This is a genomic window from Streptomyces glaucus, assembly GCF_039533365.1.
Taxonomy (GTDB): Bacteria; Actinomycetota; Actinomycetes; order Streptomycetales; family Streptomycetaceae; genus Streptomyces; species Streptomyces glaucus.
Genome location: NZ_BAAATK010000016.1, coordinates 81,659 through 106,632 on the forward strand (window position 1 = coordinate 81,659; position 24,974 = coordinate 106,632).

The window sequence follows — 24,974 nt, forward strand, 5'->3', positions numbered from 1 at the left end:
CGCCACCTGCCTTTCCGTGGTTCTACCGGCTTTCCTGCGCGTGGGAACGCAGTTCCCGACGGAGGATCTTCCCACTCGCCGTCTTCGGCAAGTCGGGCAGGATCTCCACCTGCCGGGGGTACTTGTAGGCGGCCAGTCTCTCCTTGCAGTACGCGGCGAGTTCACCCGGGTCCGCCTCGGCGCCCGGGCGCAGGCTGACGTAGGCCCTGACGGTCTCCCCGCGGTACCCGTCGGGCACCCCGACGACGGCCGCCTCGCGCACCGCCGGGTGCGTGTGCAGCACGTCCTCGACCTCGCGCGGCCACACCTTGAAACCGGACGCGTTGATCATGTCCTTCTTGCGGTCGACGACGTACAGCCAGCCCTGTTCGTCCATGAAGCCGATGTCGCCGGTGCGCAGTTCGCCCCCGGGGAAGGTCTGCGCGGTGGCGTCCGGACGCCGCCAGTAGCCGGGCACGACCTGCGGGCCCCGCACGACGATCTCGCCCTGCTCCCCGAAGGGCACCTCCGCGCCCCGGTCGTCGACGATCCGCACGACCGTGTCGGGGCCGGGCACGCCGACGGCGAGCGTGCCGGAGGCCGGGTCGACGGGGGCCTCCAGGTGGGGCGGGACGGAAGCGCACGGGGCGGTGCACTCGGTCAGCCCGTAGCCGTTGCGGATGTACGGCCCGAAGCCCGCCCGGAACCTCTCCACCAGGGCGGGCGGCAGCGGGGCCCCGCCGGAGGAGATGTTCGCGAAGGACGAGAAGTGGTCGCGGGAGACGGACGGGTGGGCGGCCAGCGCCATGAAGGCGGTCGACGGGCCGACCGTGTAGTGCGGCCGGTGTTCGGCGAACGCGTCGAGGACCACGCCCGCCTCGAAGCGGTACGCCAGCACGAGCGTGCCCGCGCTGTTCAGGCAGGCCCCGAACTGGCAGACCAGGCCGGTGATGTGGAACAGGGGCGCCAGGGCGAAGTAGACCGGCGCCTCGGGCAGGGCGAGCCCGGTCCGCTGCCGCTCGGCGTTGTACATGATGTTGCCGTGCGTGTTGGTGGCGCCCTTGGGGGTGCCGCTGGTGCCCGAGGTGTAGCTGATCAGGGCGATGTCGGCCGGGCCGGGGTCGCGGCCCTCGGGCGGCCGGTGGCCCGCGCGGGCCACCGCGGTGAGGTCGTCGGCGTCGGCGGCCCGCGGGAGCCGTTCGAAGGCCAGCACGCGCGCATCGGAGCGGGTCTGGAAGTCCAGCTCGCAGCCGGTGAGCACGATCCGCACCGGCGAGTCGGCCACCGTGTCCCGCAGATACCCCTCCCAGGCGCGGTCGGAGCAGATCAGCGCCGCGACCTCGCCGTCCCGCAGGACGTGGCCGACCTCCCCCGACTTGTACATGGGGTTGACCGGGACGACGACCGCGCCCGCCTTCCAGGCGCCGAGCACGGCGAGCACGAAGTGCGGGGAGTTCTGCAGCAGGATCGCCACCCGGTCGCCGCGCTCCAGGCCGCGGGCGGCGAGGTGGCCGGCGACGGAGTCGCTCAGCTCGTCCGCCTCGCGGTAGCCGATGCGGCCGTCGAAGTAGGCGAGGAAGGTGCGCTCGGGCGTGGCGGCGGCGGCCCGGCGCAGGGCGTGCACCAGTGAGTCCACGGGCCTGACGGGGGCCTTCTGGGCGTCGTTCAGCAGGGCCAGCCAGGGCTTGGCCGCGTAGCGGGAGGCGGTCACCGGGCCGCCTCCCACTGCTGCTGGAGGCGGTTCATGCCGGCCAGCCAGCGGTCGGGGTCGCCGGCCCGGGCCCGGTAGTACTCGGCGACCTCGGGGTGCGGCAGGATCAGGAAGCGGTCCTCCTCGATGCCCCGGAAGAGGGCGTCCGCGACCTGTTCCGGCTCGATCACGGCGGGCCGGAGCACCAGGTCGCCCGCGCTGCCGCTGGCGGCCAGCATGTCGGTGCGCACTCCCTGCGGGCAGACGGCGTGCACTTTCAGCCCGCGGTGACGGTACGTCAGCGACAGCCATTCGGCGAAGGCGTACGCGCCGTGCTTGGTGACGCTGTAGGGGGCGGCGCCGATCATGGTGAGCAGGCCGGCGGCGGAGACGGTGGCGACGAAGCGGCCGCTGCCGCGCTCCAGCCAGGCCGGGAGCAGCGCGTGGGCCGCGCGGACGTGCGCCATGACGTTGACCTCCCAGGACAGGGACCAGGCCCGTTCGTCGAGCGGCCCGCCGGCGTCGCCGCCCCCGAAGGCGGCGCCCGCGTTGGCGCAGTAGACGTCGACCGTGCCGCCGAGCGCCGCGCGGGCCTCGGCGACGATCCCGGAGGCGTCGCCCGGGACCGCGATGCCGCCGATCTCGCGGGCGACGGCCTCGGCCCGGTCCGCGTCCCGGTCGTTGACGACGACCCTGGCCCCCTCGGCGGCGAAGCGGCGGGCCAGCGCGGCCCCGATGCCGCCCCCGGCCCCCGTGACGACGACCCCGGCTCCCTCGACGGATTCCACCCTCGGTCTCCTTCGGCTGCGGCTCTGCTGAAGCGTCAGACTAACCGGTCGGTATGGCGTGGGGAAGGGTGGCCGCGAAGCCGGTGCCGGGTACCGGTGCGGTTCCGCCGCGCGGGCGCGGCCCGCCCCGGACGGTCCTCACCTGTTCCCACCCACCGGCCGGAACGCATAGCGTGCTCCTGCCGAGGTCCCCGGTCGAGGAGGTCACCCATGCGCGTGCCCAGACGGACCCTGCTCACGGCGACGGCGACGGCGGCGGCCGCGGCGCTCCCCGCGGCGCCGCCGGGCGCCCCCGCCGCCCGCCGCGGCGAAGCGCGGCGGACGCCTGCGCACCGGGTTCGAGCGCCTCGCCGCCGACGGCTACGCCCCGCTCGACGGCCAAAGGGTCGGCGTCGTCACCAACCCGACGGGCGTCACCAGGGACGTACGGCACATCGTCGACGTCATGCACGCCGACGACCGGGTCGACCTGGTCGCCGTCTTCGGCCCCGAGCACGGTTTCCGCGGCACCGCGCAGGCGGGCGGCTCCGAGGGCGGCCACGAGGACCCGGCGACCGGACTGCCCGTCTACGACACGTACCTCACCAGCGGCCGGGCGCTCGCCGACGTCTTCACGAAGTCCGGCGTGGACACCGTCGTCTTCGACATCCAGGACGTGGGCGCGCGTTTCTACACCTACATCTGGACGCTGTACGACTGCATGGAGGCGGCGCAGCTCGCCGGCAAGCGGTTCGTGGTCCTGGACCGGCCGAACCCGGTGACCGGCCGGGCCGCCCTGGGGCCGGTGCTGCACAAGGAGTTCGCGACCTTCGTGGGACGGCAGCCGATCGCGCAGGCGCACGGCATGACGGTCGCGGAGCTGGCGCGGCTGTTCAACGGGGAGTTCCTGGCCGCGCCGGTGGAGCTGGAGACCGTGCGGATGGCGGGCTGGCGGCGATCGGACTTCCACGACGCCTCCGGGCTGCCCTGGGTGCCGCCGAGCGCGAACATGCCCACGCCCGACACGGCCCTGGTGTACTCCGGGACGTGCCTGTTCGAGGGGACGAACCTGTCGGAGGGGCGCGGCACCACGCGCCCCTTCGAACTGCTCGGCGCGGAGGGCCTGGACGGGCGGTGGGCGGCGGCGGCGAACGGGCTGGGGCTGCCGGGGGTGCGCTTCCGGGAGGCGTACTTCACGCCCACGTTCTCCAAGTTCCAGGGGAAGGTCGTCGGCGGTGTGCAGCTCCACGTGCACGACCGGGCCGCGTTCGATCCCGTGCGCACCGGGATCGCGCTCCTGGTGACCGCCCGGAGGACGTGGAGCGGTTTCGCCTGGCGGCCGGACCACTGGATCGACCGGCTGACCGGCTCCGCGCGCGTGCGCACGATGATCGACGCCGGGGCGGACACCGACGAGGTGACGGGGGCCTGGCAGGAGGAACTGGCGGCGTTCCGGAGGCTGCGCGAGGAGTACCTCCTGTACCGGTGAGCGGGGCGGCGGCGCCGTCGGTCCGGGCCCGCGGCTCGGCCCCGGGGCACGGCGCGTCGCGCCGGAACCGCCGTTGCGGGCCCTGACCGGCGGGTGCGCCGCCCGCGGAGGAGGCCGGCCGCGGCCGGCGGGCCCGAGGGGGAGGCGGCCCGGTGGGCGGGGACGCCGAAGCGGGCGTCGTCGCAGACGGCGCTGATCCTGTCGCCGGTGAGCCCGGTGCGGCCCGCGGCGAGGTCCGCGCGGGGGCCGAGCCGGTCCCCGGTGTGCGCGGGCCGGGTGCCGAAGGGGTGGCGGAGGAGGATCCGGGCGGGTGCGGCGTGGCCGTCCTGCCCGGGCGGCGGGATGCCGGAACACCGCCCGCCGCGGCGGTCGTTCGCCGCCGCGGCCGTGGCCCGTGCGGCCGGCGGCGCCCCGGCCGCGTCCGGCTCGGCTGCCGTCGCCGGGCCGTGCGGCGGCAAAAGACCGGTCGTCGGCGCGCATAGTGCGGCGGTCTTCAGGAACCCGGGGATTCCGCGGGGAGTTCTCGTTCTGTCGAGGGCGGTGCGTGGGTGCGCCGTGCCATGACGGCTCCCCCTTACGGGGCGGGCCGGACGTCACCGCGGCGCGCCCGGGATCGAAGATGAACATGCGTCAGTTTGGGGAGTCAGCACAACAGGCACACGGGCCACGGCAGTCGACGCGCGAACCGCTTCGGCCGGCTTATGGGGGCCATCGGAAATCGGATGGAGCCGATTCGCGTGTCGACACGTCTATTCGGCGACGTCCGTACGACGACGCCGAAGTGACCGGAACAACAGGTGCAGGTGTGACGGAGGTGCAGGGCGATGGCCGGTTTCCGGAGTCTGGCAAGACAGGTCCGCGATCCGCGGTGCGACCTGGCGCTGCGGCGCTACTCGCTGCGCAAGTGCCTTGAACGGTTCGCCCCTTACGGACACAGGGCCACCTGGGACCACCTGTGCTCCCGATGGGGTTTCGATCCGGAGGACAGGTCCCCCGATCCGGCGCGGCTGGTGGCCGCGCTGGACGAGCTGGAGGAGGCGCGTTCGGTCTGGCTGGCCTACGAGGTCGCGTTCGCCGAGCGGCGCAGGAAGGAGAAGCACGACGGGCTGCGCAGGCCGGGCAGCGTGGACGACTGGCACCGGCTGACCTGGGGCGGCTTCGGCGTGGCGTGGTGCGACGATCCGGCGGTCCATCCCCGTGAACCGCTGGCCGAGGTGCTGCGCCGGCTGATCGCCGCACTGGAGCGCGAACCGGGCTCGGCCTGCCCGGTGTGCGCCGGGGACCGGCTCGTGTGGCGGTACGGCCTGGACCACGAGCCCTCGGCGGGCCCGGTCTGCACGGACTGCGGGATCCTGGTGCCGCGTCCCGTGCTCACCCCGCAGGCGCTGGCCGGGACGAGGCGGGAACGGCAGTTGGTGTCGGCCTGACCGAGGCCGGCGGGCCGTCGCGCGCCGGGGGTGCGGCGGGTACGCCGCACCCCCGGCCCTGTCCTCCGCGGGCGTGTCCGCGGCGCCTGGCACCATCGGGGCATGGTGCAGGTGTGTCTCAACGGGTCCCGGGGGGCCGCCGACGGCGCGGCGGTGCCGCTCTCGCCGGAGGAGCTGGCCGGCTCGGCGGCCGAGGCCGTGGCGGCCGGGGCCACGGACGTCCATGTCCATCCCAAGACCCCGTGCGGCCGGGACAGTCTGTCGCCCCGCGTGGTCGCGGCGGCGGTCGGGGCGATACGGGCACGGGTGCCGGTGCCGGTGGGCGTGACCACGGGCGCCTGGGCCGAGCCGGACCCGGCCGCCCGTGTGGCCCGGATACGGAGCTGGACCGTGCTGCCCGACCACGCCTCGGTCAACTGGCACGAGCCGGGCGCCGAGCGGGTGGCCGCCGCGCTGCTCGAACGGGGCGTGGGCGTGGAGGCCGGCCTGTGGTCCGGGACGGACGGGGCGGACCGGTTCGCGCGCTCGCCGCTCGGGCCGAAGGTGCTCCGCGTGCTCGCGGAGGTGACGGACACCGATCCGGACGGCGCCCTGGACTCGGCCCGCGCCCTGCTGTCCGGCCTCGGCGTGACGCTCCCCCGGGCCTCGGCCGCCGGCTCCGCCCGAGCCGGGGGGCGTCCTCCTCGCCCGGTGCTGCTGCACGGCGAGGACGGCGGCGCCTGGCCGGTGCTGCGGCTGGCCGGCCGACTGGGGCTCGCGACCCGCGCGGGCCTGGAGGACACGCTGTTCCTCCCGGACGGCCGCCGGGCGAGGTCGAACGCCGAGCTGGTCGCCGCCGCGCTGGTCCAGTGGCGGACGGCGCGGGAGGGCTGAGCCCGGGGCGCGGCGCGCCCCGGCACCCGGTCCCGCCCCGGCGCCCCGGCCCTCTCGTGCGCGGCACGCGGCGCGCGGCCGCGGCTCCCTCAGCCGCGGTACCCGGCCCGCGGCTCCGGCCTCTCCCCGTCGCGGCACTCGGTCGCCGGCTGCGGCCGCTCGCGCCGGCGGCGGGTTCCCGGGCGGGCTCCGCCCTGTTCCTCCATCAGACGGGAGCCGGTGAGGCGTTCGCCGAAGACGTCGTCCGGGTTGGACAGGACGCAGGTGTCCAGGGACAGGCAGCCGCAGCCGATGCAGTCGGTGAGGTGGTCGCGCAGCCGGTTCAGCTGCTTGATGCGCTCCTCCAGCTCGGCCCGCCACTTCTCGGAGAGCCGGGCCCAGTCCTCCCGGGTGGGCGTGCGCTCCTCGGGCAGTTCGGCGAGCGCGGCGCGGATCGTGGCCAGCGGGATGCCGACCCGCTGGGCGGCCCGGATGAAGGCGACCCGGCGCAGCGTGTCGCGGCTGAAGCGGCGCTGGTTGCCCGAGGTGCGGCGGCTGCGGATCAGGCCCTTGGACTCGTAGAAGTGCAGGGCGGAGACGGCGGCGCCGCTGCGTGCGGCCAGCTGACCGACCGTGAGTTCGTGGATCTTCTCGGGAATCTGGGGCACTCCTCGAACCCTACCCACTCCCGCCGCCGGACCGGTCCGTTGACAGGGGCCTTCCGGCCGACCATGCTAAGCAGTCGCTTAGATTAAGCGGACCGTGCGACGCGGGAGGCCGGGACATGGCAGAGCCGAGGATCTTCACATCCGCCGACGACCTGAGGGCCGCGGTGGGCGAGCAGCTGGGGTACACCGACTGGCTGGAGATCGACCAGAAGCGGATCGACCTGTTCGCCGAGGCGACCGGTGACCACCAGTGGATCCACGTGGACCCGGAGAAGGCCGCCGCGGGCCCGTTCGGCACGACCATCGCGCACGGCTATCTGACCCTGTCGCTGCTCCCGCTCTTCGGACCGCAGCTGATCCGGGTCGAGGGCGTGAAGATGGGCGTCAACTACGGCACCGAGAAGGTCCGCTTCCCCGCCCCCGTCCCGGTGGGCTCCCGGCTGCGCGCCACCGCGCGGATCACCGGCGTCGAGGACGTCACGGGCGGCGTCCAGGTGTCCGTCGCCTTCACGGTGGAGCGCGAGGGCGGCGAGAAGCCGGTGTGCGTCGCCGAGTCCGTCTCGCGTTACTACCTGTAGGCCGCCCGCCGCCGGGGCGCGCCGCTCACCCGGCCCCGACCATCCGCAGCACGAGGTCGGCGTACAGTTCGCCGACCTCCTCGGGGGTACGGGGGCCGTCGACGTTGAACCAGCGGGCGACGTCGACGCAGAGCGAGAGGATCGCGAGGGTGGTGCCCGGCACGTCGCGCACGTCGAACTCGCCCGCGGCCACGCCGTCCTCGACGATCCCGCGCACCTCGGCGTCGACCTGGCGGCGCAGCGCGACGATCTCGGCACGGGCCTCGGGGCCGAGGGCGTCCAGTTCGTACTGCACCACGCGCGCCGTGGTGCGCCGCCCGGCGTGCCAGCGGACGAAGGAGCTGACCGCGTCGGCGAGCCGCTCGGTCGCGCTCCCCTCGCCGCGGGCCGCCGTGCGCAGGATGTCGAGGGCCTTGTCGTGGCCGATCCTGCTGATGCGGTGGAGCAGCTCCTCCTTGGTCCTGAAGTGGATGTAGAGCGCGGCCGGACTCATGCCGGCGCGGCCCGCGATGTCGCGGGTCGTCGTCGCGTGGTAGCCGCGCTCGGCGAAGGCCTCCACGGCGGCCACCAGCAGCCGCCGGGCCGCGTCCGGGGTGACCTCGCCCCACGGCTCGGTCTCGCCGCCGGCCGTCTCCTGCGCCGTACTCATCGCTCGCTCGCCCCTTTTCACCGACAGGGACACCACCATACCGCCGAAGCTGAGCGGGCGCTTAGCCGACCCGGTCGGCGGGGTGCGCCACGGGTCACCGCTCCGCGAAGGGGTCGTGCTCGGCGAGCAGCTTCTCCAGCCGCGCCTGGTCGACCCGGCTGATGATCTGCCCGGCCTCCTGGCGGTCCCGGACGACCTTGGCCAGGGTGAAGGCGGAGGTGACCAGATAGAGGACGGCGATGCCCAAAAAGCCCCGCACCCAGGCGTCGGCCCGGAGGCTGAAGATGCCGACCGCGGTGGCGGCCAGGGCGACCGCGAAGGAGGCGACGGCCTGCCCGTAGAAGGCGGCCGTGCTCTGCTGCTTGACCGGTGTGTCGCTCATGGCGACCAGGGTCGGCGGACCCGGCCCGCGCCGCATCCGCCGGGATACTCAGGAACGTACTCAGAGGGACGCGTCCGCGCGGACGCGCTCAGAAGGCCGAGACGCCCGTCAGCGCGCGGCCGATGACCAGCTTCTGGATCTGGCTGGTGCCCTCGTAGAGGGTCATGACGCGGGCGTCGCGCAGCAGCTTGCCCACCGGGTACTCGTCGATGTAGCCGTAGCCGCCGAAGACCTGCAGGGCGTTGTTGGCGGCGCGGACGGCCGCCTCGGAGGCGAAGAGCTTGGCCTTGGAGGACTCGACGGCGAAGGGCCGCCCGCGGTCGATCAGGTCGGCGACCCGCCAGGTGAGCAGCCGGGCCGCGTCCACGTCGACGGCCATGTCGCTGATCAGCTCCTGCACCAGCTGGTGGTGGGCGATGCTCTTGCCGAACTGCTCGCGCTGCCCGGCGTAGGCGACCGCCGCGTCCAGTGCCGCCTGGGCGATGCCGACGCAGCCCGCCGCGACCGACATCCGCCCCTTGGCCAGCGCCGACATGGCGACGGAGAAGCCCCTGCCCTCCTCGCCGAGCAGCGCCGAGGCGGGCACCCGCACGTCCTGGAACACCAGCTCGGCGGTGGCCTGGCCGCGCAGGCCGAGCTTGCCGTGGACGGTGCGGCGGGTCAGTCCGGGGGTGTCGGCCGGGACCAGGAAGGCGGAGACGCCCTTGTGGCCGGGGGCGTCGGTGGAGCGGGCGAAGAGCAGCACGACGTCGGCCCAGGTGCCGTTGGTGATGAACATCTTGGTGCCGTTGATGACGTAGTCGCCGCCGTCGCGGACCGCGCGCGTGGCGAGGCGGCCGGCGTCGGAGCCGGTGCCGGGCTCGGTGAGGCCGAAGCAGCCGACGTACGCGCCGGAGACGAGGCCCGGCAGCCACCGCCGCTTCTGCTCCTCGCTGCCCCAGGCGGCGACGGTCTTGGCGACCAGGCCGAGCGAGACGGACACGATCCCGCGCACCGACGAGTCGCCGCGGCCGAGCTCCTCCGTCACCAGGCAGTACGCCAGGTGGTCACCGCCCGAGCCGCCGTACTCCTCGTCGACGGTCAGCCCCAGGAAGCCGACCTCGCCCAGCTTCTTCACGATCCCCCGGTCGACCTCCTCGGCCCGGTCCCAGGCGGCGGCGTGGGGGGCGATCTCCCGTTCCACGAAGTCCCGGGCGAGCTGCCGGACGGCGGTCTGCTCCTCGCTGAGCTCCAGGTTCACAACGGGTCACCCCTCGGATCACGGCTCTTGAAAGCCGTACATTTAAATTAGCACTGCTAGTTTCTGGTGGCAGCCCTACTATGTGCGCCATGGCCCGACCGCGCAAGCCCCTGCTCAGCACCGACCGCATCGTGGAGACGGCGCGTGCGCTGGTGGACGCGGAGGGCCTCGCGGCCGTCTCCACCCGACGGCTCGCCGCGGAGCTGGGGGTCAGCGGACCCTCGCTCTACAACCACTTCCGCACCAAGGACGAGATCCTGGAGGCGGTCGCCGACTCGGTGAGCGCCCAGGTCGATCTGTCGATGTTCGAGGACGGCCGGGACTGGCGGACCGCGCTGCACGACTGGGCCGTCTCCTACCGGGCCGCCCTGCGCGACCACCCGAACATCGTTCCGGTGCTGGCCCGCGGCCCCGGCCGCCGCCCGGCCGCGCTGCGCCTCGCGGACGCGGTCTACGGCGCGATGGTCGACGCGGGCTGGCCGCCGGCCCAGGCCACGTCGATCGGCGCGCTGATGCGGTACTTCATCATGGGCTCCGCGCTCGGCTCCTTCGCCGGGGGCTTCGTGGACGACGCGAGCGCCTACGACCCCGCCGACTACCCGCACCTCGGGCAGGCCCACCTGCTCGCCGAGCAGCAGGAGAAGATCGACGAGCGGGCCTTCGAGACCGGGCTGACGGCGCTGCTGGACGGGCTGGCGCGCCAGTACGAGCAGGTGAGGCGGGCCGTTTAGGGCGCCCGCCCCGGCCGGCACCCGCGAGCGCGCCGGCGCCGGCCGGCGAGGTGCCCGTCGCCTCCGGCGGCGCCCGGGCCCGGGCGCGGACCCTAGAACACCACCAGCGCCCGGCCGCCCTTGCCGGTCAGCATGGCGTCGAAGGCGGCCGGGATGCCGTCCAGGGTGATCCGCTCGGTCACCAGGGCGGCGAGGTCGAGGCGGCCGGCGCGGACGTGGCCGGCGAGGACCGGGAGGTCCCGCGCGGGGTCGCAGTTGCCGTAGACGCAGCCGGACAGGGTCCGGCCCCAGTGGAAGATCTCCAGCGCGTTGAAGATGACCTGCTGGTCCTTGCCGCCGATGCCGACGACCGTCGTCCGGCCGCCGCGCCGGGTGGAGTCCCAGGCCGTGCGGATGGTGACCGCGCGGCCGACGCACTCCACGGCCGCGTCGACGCCCTGCCTGCCGGTGAGGGCGCGGATCTCGCGGGCCGTGGTGTCGGAGGCGAGGAGGTAGTCGGTGGCGCCCGCGGCGCGGGCCAGCTCCTCCTTGTGCGGGGAGACGTCGACGGCGACGATCCGCGACGCGCCCGCGATCCGGGCGGCCTGCAGGGCCGCCAGGCCCACGCCGCCCACGCCGAACACGGCGACCGTCTCGCCCGGCCGGACCCGCGCCGCGTGGTGGACGGCGCCGTAGCCGGTGAGGACCGCGCAGCCGAGCAGGGCGGCGTCGGTGAGCGGGACGCCCTCGGGGGCGGGCAGGACGCAGGACGCGGGCACCACCGTCTCCTCGGCGAACGCGGCGACGTTCAGGCCGGGGTGCAGGTCGGTGCCGTCGTCCGCGCGGCGGGCGTGGACCCCGGCGGCGCCGTTCAGGGCGTTGGCGCACAGCCAGACCTCGCCGAGGCCGCAGGCGTGGCAGGCGCCGCAGGACGGGGCCCAGTTGAGGACCACGCCGGCGCCGGGCGCGACGTGGGTGACGCCCTCGCCGACGGCGACGACCGTGCCGGCGCCCTCGTGGCCGAGGACGGCGGGGACCGGCAGGCGCATGGTGCCGTCGGACAGGGACAGGTCGGAGTGGCAGACCCCGGCGGCGGCGAGCCGGATGCGGACCTGGCCGGGGCCGGGGTCGGGCAGGTCGATCCCGGTGATCTCCAGCGGGGAGCCGACGGCGGGCAGGACGGCGGCGCGGACAGCCATGCGGGCACTTCTCCTAGAACTGGAGGGACTTGGTCTGGAGGTACTCGGTCAGGCCGTGCACGCCCAGTTCGCGGCCGACGCCCGACTGCTTGTACCCGCCGAAGGGCGCCAGCGGGTTGAAGCGGCCGCCGTTGATGTCGACCTGTCCGGTCTCCATGCGGCGGGCGAAGGCCACCGCCGTCGCCTCGTCCCCGGCCCAGACGGCGCCGGCCAGGCCGTAGACCGTGCCGTTGGCGATCCGCAGGGCGTCCTCCTCGTCCTCGTACCTCAGGATCGACAGGACCGGGCCGAAGATCTCCTCCTGGGCGATGCTCATCTGCGGGGTGACGTCGGCGAAGACGGTCGGGGAGACGTAGTAGCCGCGCTCGCGCGGGGCCTCGGGGCCGCCGGCGACCAGGCGGGCGCCCTCGGCGACGCCCTTCTCGATGTAGCCGGTCACCCGCTCGCGCTGGCGGGCGCTGACCAGCGGGCCGATGCGGTCGCCGTACTTGGCGGCGGCCGTCGCGGCGAGCTCCACCGCCTCGTCGTACCGGTCCCGGTGCACCAGCATCCGCGTCCAGGCGCTGCACGTCTGGCCGGAGTTGGACATGACGTTGGCGACGCCGACGTTGACCGCCCGGGCCAGGTCGGCGCCGGGCAGGATCACGTTGGCGGACTTGCCGCCCAGTTCCAGGGCGACCTTCTTCACGGCGGCGCCCGCGACGGCGCCGATGCGCCGGCCGACAGCGGTGGAGCCGGTGAAGGAGACCAGGTCGACGCCCGGGTGCTCGACGAGGGCCTGGCCCGCGACCGGGCCGAGGCCGGTGACCAGGTTGAACACCCCGGCCGGGACGCCGGCCTCGTGCACCGCCCCGGCGAACAGCCGGGCGGTGAGCGGGGTGTCCTCGGCGGGTTTGAGGACGAGGGTGCAGCCGGCCGCCAGCGCCGGGGCGACCTTGGCGACGACCTGGTGGAGCGGGTAGTTCCAGGGCGTGATGGCGCCGACCACGCCGATCGGCTCGTGGTGGACGGCCGAGTTGCCGATCCGCTCCTCGAAGGCGTACGTCGCCGCCAGTTCGGCGTACGAGCCGGCGACCGCGATGGGCGCGCCCACGTGGACGGTCCGCGCGAGCTTCGGGGGCGCGCCGAGTTCGGCGGTGACGGTCTCGGCGAACTCGTCCGCGCGGGCGGCGAGGACGTCCCGCAGGGCGGCCAGGCGCGCGGCCCGTTCGGCGGGCGGGGTCGCGGACCAGCCCGGCAGGGCGGCGCGGGCGGCCCGTACCGCGGCGTCGACGTCCTCGGCGGTGCCCGCGGGCACCTGCCCGATCACCTGCTCGTCGGCCGGGTTCACGACCTCGATCGCGTCCCGGCCGGCGGCGGGGCGCCAGGCGCCGTCGAGGTACAGGCCGTCGTGTGGCTTCATCGCGCTTCCTCCCGGGCGGGCGTCGTCGTCCGCGTCATAAACTAGCGGCGTTAGTTTTCATGCGCCAGAGGGAACCGTGCCCGCGGGGGCCGGTTCACTCCTCCAGGTCGGGCAGGCGCGCCGGGGCGGGGCAGATCCGCTCGCCGTCGTGGTCGAAGACGAACAGGTGGGCGAGGTCGACGAGCAGCGGGACCTGCATGCCGTGCCGGAGGTCGAGGTCGGGGGAGGTGCGGACGACGAGGTCGCCGGGGAGGCGGCCCTCGGGCGGGGCGGGCCGGGCGTCCGCGTCCGCGGGATGGTCCAGGACCACCACCGGCCCGGCGCGCAGGGAGCCCGCCCGCTCCCGCAGCCGGTCCAGCACCGCGCCCTGCCGTCGGCGGCGCCGGGGCGGCCCGGGGACGGGGCGCGGGGCCTCCAGCTCGGGCACGACCGCGGGCCGGGAACCGGTGTCGAAGTGGACGAGGACCTCGTGCCCCTGGAACTCGACGTGCTCCACCAGGCCGGTGATCAGTACCTCGCCCGGGCGGGCGGACTCCGGCCGGGCGATGCGGACGGCCTCCGAGCGCAGGCCGACGATGACCTCGCGGCCCTGCTGGACGCGGAGCAGCTGGTGGTCCCGGGACAGCGGTTCGGGCAGCCGCAGGTACTGCTTGCCCAGGCTGATGGTCATCGCCCCGTCGAGCGGCGCGCGGACCACGCCGCGCAGCAGGTTGATGCGCGGGGTGCCGACGAACGCGGCGACGAAGACGTTGCGCGGCAGCGCGTACACCGAGCGGGGGGTGCCGACCTGCTGGAGCACGCCGCCGCGCAGCACGGCGACCCGGTCGCCGAGCGACATGGCCTCGCCCTGGTCGTGGGTGACGTACACCGTGGTGACGCCCAGTTCCCGGGTGAGCCGGGAGATCTCGGCCCGTAAGTGGTTGCGCAGCTTGGCGTCCAGGTTGGACAGCGGCTCGTCCATCAGGAAGGCGGACGGGTGGCGGGCGATGGCGCGGCCCATGGCGACGCGCTGGCGCTCGCCGCCGGAGAGCTGGCCCGGGAAGCGGTCGAGGAGGTCCTGGATGCCCAGCATGCGGGCGGTGGCGTCCACGCGGGGGCGCGGGTCGGCGCGCGGCGCCTCGACGCGCAGCGGGAAGCCGATGTTGTCCCGGCCGGTCATGTTGGGGTACAGGGCGAAGTTCTGGAAGACCATCGCCATGCGGCGCTCGGCGGGGAGCAGGTCGTTGGCGTACTCGCCGTCGAGCCGCAGCTCGCCCTCGGTGATCTCCTCCAGGCCGGCGATCATTCTGAGCACGGTGGACTTGCCGCAGCCGGAGGGACCGAGCAGGACGAGGAACTCGCCGGGCGCGATGTCCAGCGACAGCCGGTCCACCACGCGAAGGCCGCGTGCGTAGGTCTTGCTGACGTCGTGCAGCGAGATGGCGCGTGTCATGGCAGATGCCCCCGGGGGCTCACTGAAGCGCTGGTGTGTCCGTGGCGGTACGCCGCGTGCCGGTCGCATGAGGCGTATGAGTCACGGAAGTTAACGGAATGCGCGCGGCCGGGGGAAGACGCCGGGCGGGATCGGACGCCCCGGTCCGGTCTGTGAGAAAGCGGACGATCGGATTCTGGGCCCGGGCCCGGCCCGGCCCGCGGCGCGCTTCAGCGGACGGGCGGCGCGGCGTCGCCCGACGGGGCCCGGCCGTCCTCCGCCGCCTCCGCCGTCTCCGCCGGCTTCGCCGGGGAGCGCAGGGTGACCCCCGACGACAGCAGCAGCAGCGCGCCCAGCATCACGAACGGGGCCGCCACGCCCGCGGCGCCCGCCACCAGGCCCGCGGCGGCGGGCGCGGCGACCTGGCCGAGGCGGTTGCCGGTCAGGCGCAGGGCGAGGGCGGTGGAGCGGGCGCCGTCGGGGGCCGCCTGGACGACCGTCGTCATGGACAGCGGCTGCCCGACGCCGAGGCAGAAGCCGAGGGCGGCCAGCATCGCGCCGAGCCCCCACACCGGCACCGGCAGCGCGATGCCGGCGCACAGCAGCGCCCCCAGCAGACAGGTCACGGTGAGCAGCGCCGTCCGGCCGAGCAGCCGCAGCAGCGGGGTGAGCACCAGCCGGCAGGCGATGGTGGCCGCCGCGCGCAGGCTGAGCAGGACGCCGATGACCGAGGGGGCGATGCCCCGGTGCTCGCCGACGACCGGCAGGTAGGCGGTGAGGATGTCCGTCGCGGACAGCACCGACAGGCTGATGAGGATGCCGGCGGGCACGCCCCGGGCGCGCAGGATGCGGTGGACGGGGACGCGCCCGCCCCGGTCTGCGGGGGACGCGGGCGCCGTGCGGCGGTGCTCGATGCGCCACAGGGAGGTGAGCGCGACCGCCGCGCCCGCGCCCGCCGCGAGCAGGGCGAGCGCGCTGCTGCCCGCCATGTCGTGGCCGCCGATGAGCGCGCCCGCGGCGACGGGGCCGACGAGCTGGCCGAGCGAGGCGCCGATGGTGAAGTGGCCGAAGTTGCGGTCCTGTTCGTGCGGCGCGGACTGGCGGGCGACCAGCGACTGGGCGCCGATCACGAAGCAGAGGTGGCCGAGGCCCATCACCCCGCTCCACAGGGCCATGGCCCACAGGGAGCCGGCCGCGCCGCTCAGCGCGCAGCCGCCGGAGACGAGGACCACGCCGGCCGGCAGCAGGGGCGCGCACCGCCCGTGGTCGGTGCGGCGGCCGAGCGGTACGGCGGCGAACAGCGGCAGCAGCGCGTACACACCCGCGATCACGCCGACCGCCCGCTCGTCCGCGCCGAGCGCGAGGGCCCGGTAGGAGACGGCGGGCCGGGCCATCGACACCGCCGCCTGGGCGAAGCCGAAGGCGATGACCAGACGGAGCAGCCAGCCCCGGTTCCCGCCGGGCCTCATGGTCGTGTCCTCCCGGGACGTCGGTCGAAGGTCAGACGATGCCGAACAGGATGCCCGCGCCGAGAACGACCAGGCACGTCAGGGCGGCCCACTTCACGACGAACCGGGTGTGGTCGCCGAACTCGACCTTCGCCATGCCGACCAGCACGTAGACGGCCGGGACGAGCGGGCTGGACATGTGCAGCGGCTGGCCGACGATGGAGGCGCGGGCGATCTCCACCGGCGACACCCCGTGCGCGGCGCCCGCCTCGGCGAGGACCGGCAGGATGCCGAAGTAGAAGCCGTCGTTGGACATGAAGTACGTCAGCGGCAGGCTCAGCAGGCCGGTGACGAGGGCCATGTGCGGGCCCATGCCGTCGGGGATGACGTCCACCAGCCACCGGGCCATGTGGTCGACCATGCCGGTGCCCTGCAGGACGCCGGTGAAGACGGCGGCGGCGAAGACCATGCCGGAGACGTTGAGGACGTTGTCGGCGTGGGCGGCGAGGCGGGCCTTCTGGTCCGGGATGTGCGGGAAGTTGACGGTGAGCGCGAGCGCGGCGCCGAGCAGGAACAGCACCGGGATCGGCAGCACCTCCATGATCATGGCGGTGAGCAGGGCCATCGTGAGCAGCGCGTTGAACCAGTACAGCCGGGGACGCAGGGTGGGGCGGTCCGGGTCGAGCCCCGGGAAGTCGTCCTCGTCCTCGGCCGCGCCCGTGCCGGACTCCCCGGTTGCGGGGCCGGCGCCGCCCGCGCCCGCGCTCCCCTTGCCGGCGCCGGCGGCCACCAGGACGGTCTCCGTCTCCTGCTCCGCTTCCTTCCGCCTCTGCTCCACCAGCACCTCGTCCAGCGTCAGCACGCCGAGCCGCCTGCGCTCGCGCACGCCGAGGACGTAGGAGAGGAGGAGGACGAAGAGCAGGCCCGTGGCGAGCGCCGGGATCATGGGCACGAAGATGTCGCCGGCGTCCAGCTTCAGCGCGGTGGCGGCGCGGGCGGTCGGGCCGCCCCACGGCAGGGTGTTCATCACGCCGTTGGCCATGGCGGCGACACCGGTCAGCACGACCAGGCTCATCTTCAGGCGCTTGTACAGCGGGTACATCGCCGAGACGGTGATCATGAAGGTGGTCGAGCCGTCGCCGTCGAGCGAGACGATCGCGGCGAGGAGGGCCGTGCCCACCACGATCCGCATCGGGTCGGCCTTGCAGAACCGGAGGATGCCGCGGACGATCGGATCGAAGAGGCCGACGTCGATCATCACACCGAAGTAGACGATCGCGAACATGAGCATCGCCGCGGTGGGGGCGAGGCTGGACACGCCGTCGATGACGTAGTCGCCGAGGTGGGCGCCCTTGCCGACGAACACGCAGAACAGCGCGGGGATCAGCACGAGTGCCGCGATCGGCGACATCTTCTTCGCCATGATCAGGACCAGGAAGGTCGCGATCATGGCGAAGCCGAGGATGGTCAGCATGAGTGGATACCTAACGTTCGCCCTTGAACATCCCACCAGGGCCGGCGGTGCGATGACGTTAGGTGCCGTCAAGCAGTGTTAACAAGACGTTGACGTGCGAGCAATAAGCGCAGAACTGCTGGTCACAGCTTTGCTCAGGTCAACGCGGTGGGCTTTTCGGCCAGCGCGGCGCTCCCGGGCGGGCTCGGCCGCCCGCGGCGGACCGCGTCGCCCGGCGGCCGGTCCGGCGGACCGCGCCCTCCGTGCGGCGGGCCCCGGACCGCCCTCGAGGAGCGGGCCGGGTCCGGCCGCTCAGTCCAGCACCCGCGCCAGATAGGCCCGCAGCAGCTCCCGCGCCTCTTCGACGATCTTGTCGTCGCCCCCCGGCGCGACCCGGAAGGCCAGGTGGACGAGGGCGTCGGCGGTCTCCACGGCGACCAGGAAGGCGCGGCGCAGGTCCTCGTCGGGTTCGCGGCCGAGGTGGCCGCAGAGCAGCCGTGTCAGGCGCTCGGCGACCCGGTGGTTGGGGTCGGCGCGGCGGGCGCCGACCGGGATCTGGTTGCCGAAGTCGACGAGGGAGAAGCCGGGCGCGGTGCGCTTCATGGCCAGGTACTCGTCGAGCACGGCGTCCAGGGCCGCGCGCCAGCCGCCGTCCCCGGCCCGTTCCGCCAGCCGCTCGGCGACGCGTTCGCAGTAGCGCTCCAGGTTGCGCTGGGCGAGCGCGTCGGCCATCTGCCGCTTGTTGCCGAAGAAACGGTAGACGGAACCGATGGGGACGCCGGCGCGCAGGGCCACGGCCCGGGTGCTCAGGGCGTCGTAACCGACCTCGTCCAGGAGGTCGGCGCAGGCGTCGAGGATCCTGCTCAGCCGTTCGGCGCTGCGCCGCTGCACGGGCGCGCGGCGTAGCGATGTCGCGTGGGGCACGGGCTTCATGATGCCCCTCCGCCGCGGTCCGGGGAACTGTGCCTCCTGGGACGGGGACCGATGCCCGCCCCGTTCGTCTCCTCGCCTCCGGCGCCCCGGGCCCGGTTCCGGCTTCGGCTCCCGCGCGGCGACGTCCGCCGCGCTCCCCGCCGGAGGACCGGAGCGGTCCGCGTCCCCCCTCTTGCGCCCGGGAAAACGCAATCCTACGGTGCTGCACAGGAATCGGGCGCGGCAAGGGAGCAGCGATCATGAGCGGGGACGCACGGAAGACCGCCGAAGGGCTGGCCTGTCTGTCCGGGTTCGGCAACGAGCACAGCTCCGAGGCCGTGCCGGGCGCCCTGCCCGTGGGCCGCAACTCGCCGCAGCGGGCCCCGCTCGGACTGTACGCGGAGCAGCTCAGCGGCACGGCGTTCACCGAGCCGAGGGCGCACAACCGCCGCTCGTGGCTGTACCGCATCCGCCCCTCGGCCGCGCACCCGGCGTTCACCCGCACCGGCAACGGAACGCTCCGCACCGCGCCCTTCACCGAGACGGTGCCCGACCCCAACCGCCTGCGCTGGAACCCGCTGCCCGAGCCCGCCGAGGGCACCGACTTCCTGGCCGGCCTGTGGACCCTGGGCGGCAACGGCGACGTCACGCGGCGCGCCGGCCTGGCCGTGCACCTGTACCACGCCAACGCCTCCATGGAGCGCGTCTTCGGCGACGCCGACGGCGAACTGCTGATCGTCCCCGAGCGCGGCGGGCTGCTGCTGCGCACGGAGTTCGGGCTGCTGCACGCGGAGCCGGGCCATGTGGCGCTGATCCCCCGCGGGGTCCGCTTCCGCGTGGAGCTGCTGGACGCCTCGGCCCGCGGTTACGTGTGCGAGAACTACGGCGCCCCCTTCCGCCTCCCCGACCTCGGCCCGATCGGCGCCAACGGGCTCGCCGCCCCCCGCGACTTCCGGGCGCCGGTCGCCGCGTACGAGGACGTCGAGGGCCCGGTGGAGGTGGTGAACAAGTTCTGCGGCAACCTGTGGACGGCCGTCTACGACCACTCGCCGCTCGACGTGGTCGCCTGGCACGGCAACCTTGTGCCGTACGTCTACGACCTGCGCCGTTTCAATGTGCTCGGCACCATCAGCTACGACCACCCGGACCCGTCGATCTTCACGGTGCTGACCTCCCCGTCCGACACCCCCGGACTCGCGGGCGTCGACTTCGTCGTCTTCGCGCCGCGCTGGCTGGTGGGCGAGGACACCTTCCGGCCGCCGTACTTCCACCGGAACGTGATGAGCGAGTACATGGGGCTGATCGAGGGCGCCTACGACGCCAAGGCCGAGGGGTTCGTGCCCGGCGGCGGCTCGCTGCACAACATGATGTCGGCGCACGGGCCGGACCGGGAGACCTTCGAGCGGGCGAGCGCCGCCGCCCTGGAGCCGCAGAAGGTCGACGACGGGCTGGCGTTCATGTTCGAGACCCGCTGGCCGGTGACGCTGACCGCGCAGGCGGCGCGGGCCGGGCACCTGCAACGGGGCTACGACGAGGTGTGGCGGGGCCTCGAGCGCCACTTCCGCCCCTTGCGCTGACCCTCCCCGACCGGTACGGATGACAGCCGTGACCTCCTTCGCCCCGGACTCGATCGTCCTGAACCGCAAGCTGCCGCTGTGGTACCAGGTGTCGCAGTCGCTGCGCGCCTCGATCCTCGGCCGCTCGCCCCGGGACCCGCTGCGGCTGCCCACCGAGGAGCAACTGGCGGAGCACTACGGGGTGAGCGTGCTGACCATGCGGCAGGCGCTGAAGGAGCTGGAGGGCGAGGGGCTGATCAGCCGCCACCGCCGGCGGGGCACGTTCATCGAGCCGCGGGCGCGGCGCGGCGCCCCGGTGCGGCTGCTCGGCTCGGTGGACGCGATCGTGGCCCAGCAGTCCGGCATGACGACCGAGCTGCTGGAGCACGGCGCGGCGCCGGTGCCCGGGGAACTCGCCGAGTACTTCCCGGACCTGACGGAGGTGGCGGCGTACCACCGGCTGCGCGGGGACGAGCGGACGGGCGAGCCGACCAACCACGCCCGCAACTACGTCCGTCCCGAACTGGCCGCCCGCATCGACCCGGCGGACCTGGTGCGCTGGCCGATGACCAAGGTGCTGCGGGACGTCGTGGGGGCGCGCATCGGCCGGATCACGGACACCGTCCAGGCCCGGCTCGCCGACCCGGAGACGGCGCGGCTGCTCCACGTGCCGCTGCTCAGCCCGATCCTGCACTACACGGGCGTGACCTACGACGCCGACGGGCGGCCCCTGGACGTGGCCGTCATCCACTACCGGGGGGACCGCTTCTCCTTCACGGTGACCCTGGACGCCGGCTGACCCGCCGGTCCTCGACAGGCCGTACGATGCCCAGCGTGACGCACGACGACGCTCCGCTGCTGGCGGACCTCATGCCGTGGTCCGTCGCACCGCCGCGGCTCGGCCGGGGCTGGCCGGCGGCCCCCGACGCGGCGTCCTTGAAGGCCCGTTGGGACGCGCTGGTGAAGGCCGAGGGGCCGGACCGCGAGGCGCTGCTGCAGCCGACGCGCTCCCGGACGCTGCACACGGCGGTCGGGCAGCTGCCGGGCCGGACCGGCGGCACCGAGCGGCTGGTCCGCGCCGCGGGCCCCTGTCCGGAGCCGGTGCGGGTGCTGCGCGCCCCCTTCGACGAGCAGTGGCTGATCCCCGACCACCGGCTGATCGACGCGGCCCGGCCCGAGCTGTGGCGGGTGGCGGACGAGCACCAGATATTCGCCGTGGAGAGCGACGCCCCCGGCCCGGCGCTGCTCGCGACCTCCCTGCTGCCCCTCCTGCGCACCGGCCGCGTCCGCCCCCTGTACCGCCGCCCCGGCGGCGCGGAACCCAACCTGGCGCCCGGCCTGCTGGAGCACCTGGGCGCCCGGCTCGGCACCCGTCCCGCCCCGCTGGACGTCCTGGCCTGGATCACGGCGACGGCGGGCCCCGGCCGCGCCGTCCCGCTCACCGGGGACGCCGGCGCGTGGGCGCGGGGCGTGGCGGTGGGCCGCCGGATGCTGTGGCTGATGCGGCGCGACGGCGAGCGCCCCCGGCTCCCCGGCGGCCGCCGCCCGTACGTCCGCGCCCCGCTGCCCTCCCGGCCCCTGACCCTGCGCTACGACCGGGACGAGGAGGCGCTGTTCCTCGACGAGGGCCGCATCTCCCCCGTGCCGCCCGAGGCGTGGGACTTCGAGACGGCCCAGGGCCGCGTCCTGGAGCAGTGGTTCGCGGTCCGCACGGCGCCGGCCGAACCGGGCACCCTGGCCTCGATCCGCCCGGCCGTCTGGCCGCAGACCTGGACGTCGGAGCTGCTGGAGCTGATCACGGTCCTGGCGCTGCTCGCCGAACTGCGCCCGCGGCAGCGGGAGCTGACCGCTCCGGACCCGGTCACGGCGGCCGAGCTGCGCGAGGCGGGCGTGCTCCCGGTGCCGGACGCGGCGCGCCGGCCCGCCTCGGTGCTGGAGGGCCGCGAGGAGGGGCCGGAGGGCCAGCTGGCGCTGCTCTGAGGGGGAGCGCCTACCTTCCGGGGTCGAACGCGTCGAGCACCCGCGTCAGCGCCCGCTCCAGCACCGCCTCCAGATCGATCGGCCCCGCGTCCTGCGCGAACGCCGCCGCCATCCGCGGATAGGCGCCGCTCGCCAGCCGGCCGGCCAGGTACGCCGTCCGCGCCGCGTCCTCCTGCTCCTGCGACCAGGGCAGCGAACGGGTGCGCTCGGCGGTGGCCAGCTCGTTGGCGACGTACGTGGTCACGACGCCGTTCACCATCGCCACCAGCTCCATCTTCGTGCCGTACGGCGCCTCCAGCGGATCCAGGCAGGCCAGGCAGTGCTCCAGGTACCGCAGCGCGTTCGGGCTGAAGCCGTACACCGGGGACATCAGCCGCGGCAGCCACGGGTGGCGGTGCATCAGCGCACGGGTCTGGTGCGCGACCCGGAGCATGTCGGCACGCCAGTCGCCGCTCGGCTCCCACAGCTCGTGCTCGCCGCTGACGGCGTCCACCATCAGCTCGTACAGGTCCTCCTTGCGGGGGACGTAGTTGTACAGCGACATCGTGCCGCAGCCCAGCTCGGCGGCGACGTGCCGCATGGAGACCGCGTCCAGACCGTCCCGGTCGGCGATCCCCACCGCGGCCGCCGCGACGTCGGCGCGGCGGTACGCCGGCCTCGGTCCACGGCCGGCGCGCTCGGGACGCGCCCAGATCACTTCGGGTTCGGCCGCTCGGCCCGCCATCGGTCATCACCTCGGCGACCATCCTAGTTACGTACAGCGTACGTAATGCGCTATGGTCACCCCATGACTACTACGTACGCTGTACTTAGTGAGGGCCTCGAGAAGAGGTTCGGAGAGGTGCGCGCCCTGCGCGGGCTGGATCTCGCCGTGGCCGAGGGCACGGTCTGCGGCATCCTGGGGCCCAACGGGGCGGGCAAGAGCACCGCCGTACGGCTGCTGACCACGCTGTTACGGCCGGACGCGGGATCCGCCCGGATCGCCGGCCACGACCTCGTGCGGGAGGCCGCGGCCATGCGGCGCAGGATCGGCGTCACCGGACAGGAGACGTCGGTCGACGGGGACCTCACGGGACGCGAGAACCTCCGGCTGTTCGCCCGGCTGCACCGGGTGCGCCACCCGGCCGCGCGGGTCGCGGAGCTGCTGGACCGCTTCGGGCTGGCGGAGGCCGCCGACCGGCCCGCGTCCGGCTACTCCGGCGGCATGCGGCGCCGGCTGGACCTGGCGGCGAGCCTGGTCCGCCGCCCCGACGTGCTGTTCCTGGACGAGCCGACGACCGGACTGGACCCGGTCGGCCGCACGCTGATCCGGCAGGTGGTGCGCGCCCTGGCCGCCGAGGGCACGACCGTGCTGCTCACCACGCAGTACCTGGAGGAGGCCGACCAGCTGGCCGACGACATCGTGCTGATGGACCGGGGCCGGATCGCGCACACCGGTTCGCCGGCCCGGCTCAAGGCGCTCGTCGGGGCGTACGCCGAGGTCGTCGTCGCGGACCCGGACGCCCTGGCGCGGGCGGCGGGCGTGCTCGACCGGCTCACCGGGGCCGAGCCGTCGTTCGACCGGGCCCGCAACGCCGTCGGCGCGGTCGCCAAGGACCCGACGCTCACGCTCCCGTACCTGGTGCGCGCGCTGGACTCGGCGGGGGTGCCGCTGCTCGACGCGAGCCTGCGCCCCCCGACCCTCGACGACGTCTTCCTCCGGCTCACCGTCGGCGGGCGGCCCGCCCCCGACGGCGCCACCGGCCGGGAGCGTGCCGCATGAGCATGCTGGCGTACGACGGCACCGCGATGCTGGGGCGCCAGCTGCGGCGGATGCGCAACAACCCCGGGCTGCTGATCCTGACCCAGACCATGCCGGTCAGCATGCTGCTGTTCTTCGGCTACGTCTTCGGCAGCGCGCTCGCGATGCCGGGTGCGGAGTACCGGTCCTTCCTGGTGCCGGGACTGCTGGTGGCGACCGCCGCGAACGGGATCATGACCGGCATGTTCCAGGCCGCGCAGGACGTCCACCGGGGCGTGACGGACCGTTTCCGCACGCTGCCGACGAGCCGGGCGGCCGTCCCGCTGGGGCAGGCGGTCGCGGACGTGGCGGTCACGGCTGCCGGGCTGGTGCCGTTTCTGCTGGTGGGCCTCGCGGTGGGCTGGCGGGTCGAGGGGAGCGCGCTGGAAGCGGCGGGCGCCGTCGGCCTGTTGCTGCTGTTCCGTTTCGCGACGACGTGGGCCGGGATCTTCCTCGGTCTGCTGACCCGGAGCGAGGAGGCGGCCGGCCAGCTGGGCGGCGCGACCTTCCTGCTGCCGCTGCTGTCCAACGCGTACATCCCGGTCGGGGGACTGCCGGGCTGGCTGCGCGCGGTCGCCGAGTGGAATCCGATCAGCGCGGTGGCCACGGCCCTGCGGCAGCTGTTCGGCAACGCTCCGGGGACGGACGGGGGCGCGTGGCCGGTCGCGCACCCGCTCATGGGGTCACTGGCCTGGTGCGCCGTGCTGCTGGCCGTGTTCGTGCCGCTCGCCGTACGCCAGTACGCGCGCGGGGAGCGGTGACCGCCGGACGGACACGCGGTCCGCCGGATCCGGCGGTCACGGACAGCGGGGAGCCCTCGGTGCCGGGCGGGGAACGAGGCACCGACCGGGGGAGCGCCCGCGCTCGGAAGCACACCGGAGCGCCGCTGCGTGCCGTGGGGATGACGGACGACGAGTCGCGGCGCCGTGCCGGGACGGTGTGACTGCCGGGGCGCGGGCCTCAGTTGCCGCCGAACAGCGAACGGCGCAGCCGGCGCAGCGGCGCGAAGAGCGAGACCCGGCGGACCCGCGCGTTCCGGCCGCTGTGGTCGGGTGCGGTGCCACGCGCGGTCAGCTCGAGCATCAGCGAGGTCGCCTCGACCGTCTCCCGTCGCGGGACGGCGGGGCCCGCCAGCACCGAGAGGTGACGGTCGAGGCGCGAGCTGGTCGCGCTGCTCCCGCAGGTGATCGCAGGGACCCTGGCCCTGTTGCGCACTGTTATCTGATCCATGTCACTCCCCACCCGTACGAGTCACCCGGCCCGGGCAGAGTAACCCTATCGCCCCCCTGGGGCACGCATGTATCACGGTCACACGACGAACGTTCCCCGCAAGGGGGTTGACGATCACCCCCCGAATCCACCCTTTTTCAGGGCGAGTTGGACACCCGTCCGATCGATGGGC

General features: G+C 74.4%; 23 protein-coding genes and 1 pseudogene. 10 read left to right on the forward strand and 14 right to left on the reverse strand.

What is annotated here, in order from left to right; all coding sequences use genetic code 11:
* Positions 1-22: 22 nt before the first annotated feature.
* Together ABD363_RS14655 and ABD363_RS14660 are read right to left on the reverse strand one after the other, a co-directional pair.
* Entirely contained in the window at positions 23-1,690 is a 1,668-nt protein-coding gene (locus tag ABD363_RS14655) for a class I adenylate-forming enzyme family protein (protein ID WP_344603387.1), read from the reverse strand.
* The gene (locus ABD363_RS14660; protein WP_344603389.1) at positions 1,687-2,457 is read right to left on the reverse strand and encodes an SDR family oxidoreductase; all 771 of its coding nucleotides are present in this window, start codon (positions 2,455-2,457) and stop codon (positions 1,687-1,689) included. Before ABD363_RS14660 ends, ABD363_RS14655 begins: the two co-directional genes overlap by 4 nt.
* A 210-nt stretch (positions 2,458-2,667) precedes the next feature.
* Here ABD363_RS14660 and ABD363_RS14665 point away from each other — a divergent pair.
* From ABD363_RS14665 to ABD363_RS14675, 3 genes and pseudogenes are all read left to right on the forward strand, one after another.
* Positions 2,668-3,925 (forward strand): annotated as a pseudogene (locus ABD363_RS14665) (exo-beta-N-acetylmuramidase NamZ family protein).
* An 824-nt stretch (positions 3,926-4,749) separates the two neighbouring features.
* Entirely contained in the window at positions 4,750-5,352 is a 603-nt protein-coding gene (locus ABD363_RS14670; protein WP_344603391.1) for a hypothetical protein, read from the forward strand.
* 102 nt (positions 5,353-5,454) lie between these two features.
* Positions 5,455-6,225: a 3-keto-5-aminohexanoate cleavage protein gene (locus tag ABD363_RS14675; protein ID WP_344603393.1), complete on the forward strand. Its 771-nt coding sequence runs from the start codon at positions 5,455-5,457 to the stop codon at positions 6,223-6,225.
* Positions 6,226-6,314: 89 nt separating this feature from the next.
* Here ABD363_RS14675 and soxR read toward each other — a convergent pair whose 3' ends face one another.
* On the reverse strand, positions 6,315-6,872 hold the full coding sequence (soxR, locus tag ABD363_RS14680) for a redox-sensitive transcriptional activator SoxR (RefSeq protein ID WP_344603395.1): 558 nt from the start codon (positions 6,870-6,872) through the stop codon (positions 6,315-6,317).
* 116 nt (positions 6,873-6,988) lie between these two features.
* Here soxR and ABD363_RS14685 point away from each other — a divergent pair, with 116 nt between their 5' ends.
* Entirely contained in the window at positions 6,989-7,450 is a 462-nt protein-coding gene (locus tag ABD363_RS14685) for a MaoC family dehydratase (RefSeq protein ID WP_344603397.1), read from the forward strand.
* 25 nt (positions 7,451-7,475) lie between these two features.
* Here ABD363_RS14685 and ABD363_RS14690 read toward each other — a convergent pair whose 3' ends face one another.
* The 3 genes from ABD363_RS14690 to ABD363_RS14700 all read right to left on the reverse strand — a co-directional run bounded on the left by ABD363_RS14690 (position 7,476) and on the right by ABD363_RS14700 (position 9,721).
* Entirely contained in the window at positions 7,476-8,099 is a 624-nt protein-coding gene (locus ABD363_RS14690; RefSeq protein ID WP_344603399.1) for a TetR/AcrR family transcriptional regulator, read from the reverse strand.
* A 94-nt stretch (positions 8,100-8,193) separates the two neighbouring features.
* Positions 8,194-8,481 carry a YiaA/YiaB family inner membrane protein gene (locus ABD363_RS14695; RefSeq protein ID WP_344603402.1) on the reverse strand — a complete coding sequence of 96 codons (288 nt, stop codon included), beginning with the start codon at positions 8,479-8,481 and terminating at the stop codon, positions 8,194-8,196.
* A gap of 88 nt (positions 8,482-8,569) precedes the next feature.
* Entirely contained in the window at positions 8,570-9,721 is a 1,152-nt protein-coding gene (locus ABD363_RS14700; RefSeq protein ID WP_344603404.1) for an acyl-CoA dehydrogenase family protein, read from the reverse strand.
* An 89-nt stretch (positions 9,722-9,810) separates the two neighbouring features.
* On the opposite strand from ABD363_RS14700, the gene ABD363_RS14705 reads away from it, so the two are divergent.
* Positions 9,811-10,452 (forward strand): TetR/AcrR family transcriptional regulator, encoded by a 642-nt coding sequence (locus ABD363_RS14705; RefSeq protein WP_344603406.1) that lies wholly within the window; start codon positions 9,811-9,813, stop codon positions 10,450-10,452.
* A 92-nt stretch (positions 10,453-10,544) separates the two neighbouring features.
* Here the strand turns inward: ABD363_RS14705 and ABD363_RS14710 are convergent, their stop codons facing one another.
* The 6 genes from ABD363_RS14710 to ABD363_RS14735 form a co-directional block, all read right to left on the reverse strand.
* Complete coding sequence (locus ABD363_RS14710; protein WP_344603408.1) at positions 10,545-11,630, reverse strand: Zn-dependent alcohol dehydrogenase; 1,086 nt, start codon at positions 11,628-11,630, stop codon at positions 10,545-10,547.
* A gap of 13 nt (positions 11,631-11,643) precedes the next feature.
* Entirely contained in the window at positions 11,644-13,032 is a 1,389-nt protein-coding gene (locus ABD363_RS14715; protein WP_344603410.1) for an aldehyde dehydrogenase family protein, read from the reverse strand.
* Positions 13,033-13,126: 94 nt separating this feature from the next.
* The gene (locus tag ABD363_RS14720; RefSeq protein WP_344603412.1) at positions 13,127-14,464 is read right to left on the reverse strand and encodes an ABC transporter ATP-binding protein; all 1,338 of its coding nucleotides are present in this window, start codon (positions 14,462-14,464) and stop codon (positions 13,127-13,129) included.
* 209 nt (positions 14,465-14,673) lie between these two features.
* The gene (locus tag ABD363_RS14725; RefSeq protein ID WP_344603414.1) at positions 14,674-15,912 is read right to left on the reverse strand and encodes an MFS transporter; all 1,239 of its coding nucleotides are present in this window, start codon (positions 15,910-15,912) and stop codon (positions 14,674-14,676) included.
* A gap of 31 nt (positions 15,913-15,943) precedes the next feature.
* Positions 15,944-17,401 carry a CitMHS family transporter gene (locus ABD363_RS14730; RefSeq protein WP_425577987.1) on the reverse strand — a complete coding sequence of 486 codons (1,458 nt, stop codon included), beginning with the start codon at positions 17,399-17,401 and terminating at the stop codon, positions 15,944-15,946.
* Between the two features lie 255 nt (positions 17,402-17,656).
* Entirely contained in the window at positions 17,657-18,277 is a 621-nt protein-coding gene (locus tag ABD363_RS14735) for a TetR/AcrR family transcriptional regulator (RefSeq protein ID WP_344603418.1), read from the reverse strand.
* Between the two features lie 239 nt (positions 18,278-18,516).
* On the opposite strand from ABD363_RS14735, the gene hmgA reads away from it, so the two are divergent.
* Genes hmgA through ABD363_RS14750 form a run of 3 tightly spaced genes read left to right on the forward strand, consistent with a single transcriptional unit; the run spans position 18,517 to position 21,792 of the window.
* Positions 18,517-19,833, forward strand: a complete 1,317-nt coding sequence (hmgA, locus tag ABD363_RS14740) for a homogentisate 1,2-dioxygenase (protein ID WP_344603420.1) — start codon at positions 18,517-18,519, stop codon at positions 19,831-19,833.
* A gap of 28 nt (positions 19,834-19,861) precedes the next feature.
* Positions 19,862-20,611 (forward strand): GntR family transcriptional regulator, encoded by a 750-nt coding sequence (locus ABD363_RS14745; RefSeq protein WP_344603422.1) that lies wholly within the window; start codon positions 19,862-19,864, stop codon positions 20,609-20,611.
* A 26-nt stretch (positions 20,612-20,637) separates the two neighbouring features.
* Positions 20,638-21,792, forward strand: coding sequence for a type ISP restriction/modification enzyme (locus tag ABD363_RS14750; protein WP_344603424.1), 1,155 nt, complete (start codon positions 20,638-20,640; stop codon positions 21,790-21,792).
* A gap of 10 nt (positions 21,793-21,802) precedes the next feature.
* Here the strand turns inward: ABD363_RS14750 and ABD363_RS14755 are convergent, their stop codons facing one another.
* Positions 21,803-22,516: a TetR/AcrR family transcriptional regulator gene (locus ABD363_RS14755; RefSeq protein WP_344603426.1), complete on the reverse strand. Its 714-nt coding sequence runs from the start codon at positions 22,514-22,516 to the stop codon at positions 21,803-21,805.
* A 63-nt stretch (positions 22,517-22,579) separates the two neighbouring features.
* On the opposite strand from ABD363_RS14755, the gene ABD363_RS14760 reads away from it, so the two are divergent.
* Positions 22,580-23,554 carry an ATP-binding cassette domain-containing protein gene (locus tag ABD363_RS14760; protein WP_344603428.1) on the forward strand — a complete coding sequence of 325 codons (975 nt, stop codon included), beginning with the start codon at positions 22,580-22,582 and terminating at the stop codon, positions 23,552-23,554.
* Entirely contained in the window at positions 23,551-24,333 is a 783-nt protein-coding gene (locus ABD363_RS14765; protein ID WP_344603430.1) for an ABC transporter permease, read from the forward strand. Before ABD363_RS14760 ends, ABD363_RS14765 begins: the two co-directional genes overlap by 4 nt.
* A 199-nt stretch (positions 24,334-24,532) precedes the next feature.
* On the opposite strand, the gene ABD363_RS14770 is transcribed toward ABD363_RS14765, so the two are convergent.
* Positions 24,533-24,802, reverse strand: a complete 270-nt coding sequence (locus tag ABD363_RS14770; protein WP_344603432.1) for a hypothetical protein — start codon at positions 24,800-24,802, stop codon at positions 24,533-24,535.
* Between the last annotated feature and the right edge of the window lie 172 nt (positions 24,803-24,974).